This window comes from Psychromonas aquimarina ATCC BAA-1526, assembly GCF_000428725.1.
GTDB lineage: Bacteria > Pseudomonadota > Gammaproteobacteria > Enterobacterales > Psychromonadaceae > Psychromonas > Psychromonas aquimarina.
In genome coordinates this window covers 1-1,305 of sequence record NZ_AUAM01000137.1, presented here as the reverse complement: position 1 = coordinate 1,305, position 1,305 = coordinate 1, and the positions used below count along the sequence as shown (strand labels likewise).

The following is a 1,305-nucleotide window of genomic DNA, read 5'->3' as shown; positions in this document are numbered from 1 at the left end:
AGCACAATCAAGTACGTTTTTTATACAATTCAATAAAATTAGAAAAAGAGCGAAAAACGCTCTTTTTAGAGAAATTCTACAGCCTCAACGCCGCATTAAGCGGACAAAAATAGTGGGTTATACTGTGGAGCGAAGTGGAACGTAACCCACTGTTTTAGTTCCGTTTAAATGCCTTGTTATAATTATGTGAAACTAATTTTAGGTGTTTCTAAAGTAAGTGATTCACATGTATTAAAAACAATCTCTATAAAAAAAATATGGGAACCTGGGAATTCAGGTTTTTCATTTAATTGTAGTTGGATTGTATTACCAGTTTCAAAGTCGTCTTGTGCTAGGTAACGGTCCAAACTGTAATAGATACGTTTATAATTTTCATCGTCGAAATATTTTGTTTCTGAATTCGTATAAACAACGTCAAATTTTGATTTTAAAGTGCCTTCGGATTCTAAAGAAGCATTAAAAGCCGAAGAGGTTATTTGAATATCTACTATCTTTTGTATTATTTCTGGTTGCAAAGGTTCGCATGTATTCGAAGAATTTTTCAACATTAAAGAATTGCCTTTGGGCTTTTCTTTTGCCGTATTAATCATCTGATTAATAGGCTCTATAGTAAAAATAATGTTAGTATAATCAACTTCAGTACCTACAACATACTCCCCCCAGTCGATATTCCAAATATCAATATAAGTACCTGTGTTATCAATCTCAGCTGAAGTATTATCTAGTTCTTGACTGTTATTCTCTGACAGGTTCACATCACACCCTGAAATTAATAATAAAATGAAAAATGGTGTTAATCTTAAAAAATCCATGAAAGGCCTCGTAAAAATTATAACGCCGCATTAAACGGCTATTTACAGTTGGTTATACTTGAGCGAAGCGAACAATCAACTGTAAATAGTCCGCTTTAAATGCATTGTTAGTTGCAACACGCTTTGAGTGTTTTAATAAAACTGACTGCCGACAACGACAGACCAAGTTATGCTTGCAATACCAACTGCTCAATTGCAGTGGAGCCCGCACAAACAAGCGGGAGATAATGTTGCGAAATTGCAGTTTTATAACGTATGAAGACAACTATTAGCGACTTCATTATTGGGCGGAATGTGCCGATACAACCCCGAACAAAGCAAATGCTACCGCCGAATATCCCAGAACAATTCACTGGAATACCACACTATTTTTACAACTTTTTTAATATTAATATTTTGGCAACTAACGCCCCTGTTAAGGCGCAAAATATTGTTGGCTAAAATTGAGCGCAGCGAAAATAGCCAACTGTATTTTGTCGCACTTTAACGGCTT

1 protein-coding gene is annotated in these 1,305 nt (G+C 35.0%); it reads right to left on the bottom strand.

The annotated features are described in order from the left end of the window. Positions 1 to 182: 182 nt before the first annotated feature. The gene (locus tag G337_RS0119380; protein ID WP_028865311.1) at positions 183 to 812 is read right to left on the bottom strand and encodes a hypothetical protein; all 630 of its coding nucleotides are present in this window, start codon (positions 810 to 812) and stop codon (positions 183 to 185) included. Positions 813 to 1,305: the final 493 nt, after the last annotated feature.